This is a genomic window from Bacteroidota bacterium (assembly GCA_034723125.1).
Classification (GTDB): Bacteria; Bacteroidota; Bacteroidia; order CAILMK01; family JAAYUY01; genus JAYEOP01.
On record JAYEOP010000247.1, the window covers coordinates 1 to 3,091 of the forward strand.

The following is a 3,091-nucleotide window of genomic DNA, read 5'->3' on the forward strand; positions in this document are numbered from 1 at the left end:
CATTGATAATTAGCCACGAAGGCTCTAAGACACTAAGAATCACAAAGTATGAAACAATTCATTATGGAATTATTATACTATTGATTTTCTTTATGTTATCACAACTCGACATTTAATAAGTTTCCGAATGTCAATTCTTTATATTCAAATGCGAAACTTGAGGCACTAATTATTAAAAATAATTTTCTTAAAAAATAAATTACTACTTTTGTAGTTGTTATTATTATTAAAAAAATCTTGTTCTATTTAAGGATTAGTAAAAAAGACAAATATCATTTTTAAAATAAAAATAAGAAAATATTTCCTTAACCCAATTAAGAAATATCTTAAAATGGGTATATCACCTCATAAATTGAGTGTTGCAATTGTGTCGGGATTTGCTTTTGGTATTTGCCCGCTATATGGTTTTACAACTTTCCTTTGTGTTGTTTTTGCATTTAGCTTTCGATTAAATATGGCTGCAATTCAATTAGTAAATTATTTATTCTGGCCTCTTCAGATATTTTTAATTCCTGTTTTTGTACGTTTTGGGGAAAAGTTATCTCATTCTTCCGAAAAATTTCCTTTTTCTCCAAGAGAAATAAAACTTATGTTTGAAAATGATTGGATTGATGCTTTAAGAATTTTTGGATTATCTCTCTTTCATGGCACTCTTACTTGGTTAGTATTTATTATTCCTTTTTCAATAATTTTGTATTTTATTCTGTTGCCTTTTCTTAAAGGAGTAAAAAGAAGAATATTGGAGATAAAGGCAAATAATTCACAAAACAATAATATTGTCAAAACTTGAGAAAGTTGTATCTTCGAAATGATTTTTGAACTGAATAGAATTGCTTATTATTCCAATGAATTTAAAAGATAATCAGAAATATTTATTTTTAGTCTATATCTTACTTTCACTATCTTCTTGTAGTTCGTATAAAAATATTACCTACAACATTTTGAAACCTGCGGAGATTACAATTTCACCTGAAATAAGTTCAGTTTCTCTAATAAATAATATTTTCCCCACAAATCCTGATTCTATTGCGGTTTTGACAGAATATCCCGATAACATGAATATTAACCAAGTAGCTTCTGTTGAATGCTTTATGGGATTATACAATAATTTACTTGAATCGGAAAAGTATAAAAGAATAGTTGTTCCTATTTTGAATTTTGATGTTGTTGAAAATATAATTGATTGGAAAGCATTAAAAGAGATATGTAGTTTTGATACTACTGATGCTGTAATAATAATTTATGATATTGAGCATTTTATTTTTTCTAATTATAATGTTGATTACATTGATGAAACGAATAGAGCAGATAATAACATTCTTTACACTGAATATCTTTTTGTAAAAATAACTTCCAGTTGGATGCTTATTAATCCATTTAATAAAACGGTTATTAACTTCTCAACAATAAGTGATACAATTACTTGGAGCGGTAAAGAAAATAATTTGGGACAAACTATTGAAGAACTTACCGATACAAATTCTGCAATATTGAAAGTAGCGAATTATAATGGAATGCATTATTGCAAAAGAATATCACCATATTGGAAAAGCGTAACTCAGGAAATTTATGTTGGAAATAATACTGATTTTATAAAAGCATATCAACTTGCCGATTCAAATAACTGGAAAGCAGCAGCGGAAATATGGGAAAAATATGTAAATTATCCCAATGTAAAAATTGCTAAAAATGCAAGACTTAATCTTGCTATTTCCTATGAGATGAGAGGAATACTATGGAAAGCAAGGCTATGGAGTTTAAGAACTTATAGGGAGTTTAAAAATGAAAGAGCTTTTGAATATTCAAACTATCTTTTTAACAGAATGAAAGACATGGAAAAAATCAAAAAACAAATGCCGTGAAGAAGTCCACAGTACAGGATACAGGATGCAGGATACAGGATGCAGGATACAGGATGCAGGATACAGGATGCAGGATACAGGATACAGGATGCAGGATGCAGGATGCAGGACTCAGGATTCAGGATGCAGGATTCAGGATGCAGGATTCAGGATGCAGGATTCAGGATTCAGGATGCAGGATGCAGGACTCAGGATTCAGGATGCAGGATACAGGATGCAGGATGCAGGATTCAGGATGCAGGATACAGGATGCAGGATGCTGGATGCAGGATGCATGTATATATTAACCGAAAAAGTACCAGTAGTATTAACCGAAAAGTATCCAGTTAAAGGAACAAAAACACAATTAATTTTTTTTTTATCTAACTAACCGCCAAGACCCGCTTGGTTTATCCTGAACGAAATTGAAGGGCTTGGTGGTCCAGACCAAAAGGGGAGGAGTAAATTGTGAGAGTTGCACTTTGTTAGCCGTTTTTTAACGAAGGAATGCTTGTCCGTATGGATCAGCCGCCTACTCAATTAGCATTTGTTATTTATTTATTCTTTAATTCGTTAATTTCTTTTTCTGTTAGTCCTGTTATTTCACTTATTAAAGATACTTCTAATCCTTTTTCGAGCATTTTTATAGCATCTTCAATGGACTTTCTTCCTTTTTCATATCCTTTCTCCAAAGCATAAGTAAATGAATTATGCAAATCCCTAATTCTCCTGAGTTCATAGTCATACAAGTCGGGATTATCAATTTTATATTCTTTTGTTTCAAGTTTATCAAATATATCATTAAATATTTCCATATTCAGATATTGATTTCCATTTTCATCAAAAAAATCATCTAACCTTTTATTAATCCACGATTTCATTTGACAAGTTTTTAATTTTATCTTCTGTTAATCCTGTTATTTCACTTATTAAAGATACTTCTAATCCTTTTTCGAGCATTTTTATGGCATCTTCAATCTTTCCTTCAATCTTTCCTTCAATCTTTCCTTTTTTATGTCCTTTTATTTCTCCTTTTATCTCTCCTTTTTCGAAATATGTATTTTTTATGTTAAATATATCTCGGTAAGCATTTACACTTGCTTCGTATTGTTTGTATTCATCGGGTTTAAGTTTCGCAATTTCTGCCGTTTCAAAAAGTCTTAAAAATATTTTTTCTTTCAATTCAACAGGTATTTTTTCAAGTTTTGGCAAGTTCTTTAAAACAAACATCCACTTATCAAAACGTGTTT

5 protein-coding genes are annotated in these 3,091 nt (G+C 30.2%); 3 read left to right on the forward strand and 2 right to left on the reverse strand.

All coding sequences use genetic code 11. The features are described from left to right. The first annotated feature begins 313 nt into the window (after nucleotides 1–313). The 3 genes from U9R42_06810 to U9R42_06820 are packed head-to-tail and all read left to right on the forward strand — an operon-like array spanning nucleotide 314 to nucleotide 2,149. Complete coding sequence (locus U9R42_06810) at nucleotides 314–790, forward strand: DUF2062 domain-containing protein (protein ID MEA3495729.1); 477 nt, start codon at nucleotides 314–316, stop codon at nucleotides 788–790. Nucleotides 791–845: 55 nt separating this feature from the next. Further along, nucleotides 846–1,862, forward strand: coding sequence for a DUF6340 family protein (locus tag U9R42_06815; protein MEA3495730.1), 1,017 nt, complete (start codon nucleotides 846–848; stop codon nucleotides 1,860–1,862). Then, complete coding sequence (locus U9R42_06820) at nucleotides 1,859–2,149, forward strand: hypothetical protein (protein MEA3495731.1); 291 nt, start codon at nucleotides 1,859–1,861, stop codon at nucleotides 2,147–2,149. The genes U9R42_06815 and U9R42_06820 overlap by 4 nt, the downstream gene beginning before the upstream one ends. Before the next feature lie 246 nt (nucleotides 2,150–2,395). On the opposite strand, the gene U9R42_06825 is transcribed toward U9R42_06820, so the two are convergent. Together U9R42_06825 and U9R42_06830 are read right to left on the reverse strand one after the other, a co-directional pair. Further along, nucleotides 2,396–2,722, reverse strand: coding sequence for a hypothetical protein (locus tag U9R42_06825; GenBank protein MEA3495732.1), 327 nt, complete (start codon nucleotides 2,720–2,722; stop codon nucleotides 2,396–2,398). After that, nucleotides 2,706–3,091, reverse strand: a 386-nt coding sequence (locus U9R42_06830) for a PD-(D/E)XK nuclease family transposase (GenBank protein ID MEA3495733.1), incomplete at its 5' end; no start/stop codon positions are given. The genes U9R42_06825 and U9R42_06830, both read right to left, overlap by 17 nt.

Bases quoted from the DNA above. Each gene is read 5' to 3' on its own strand.
- U9R42_06825 (MEA3495732.1), bottom strand. From the start codon at position 2,722: ATGAAATCGTGGATTAATAAAAGGTTAGATGATTTTTTTGATGAAAAT.
- U9R42_06815 (MEA3495730.1), top strand. From the start codon at position 846: ATGAATTTAAAAGATAATCAGAAATATTTATTTTTAGTCTATATCTTA.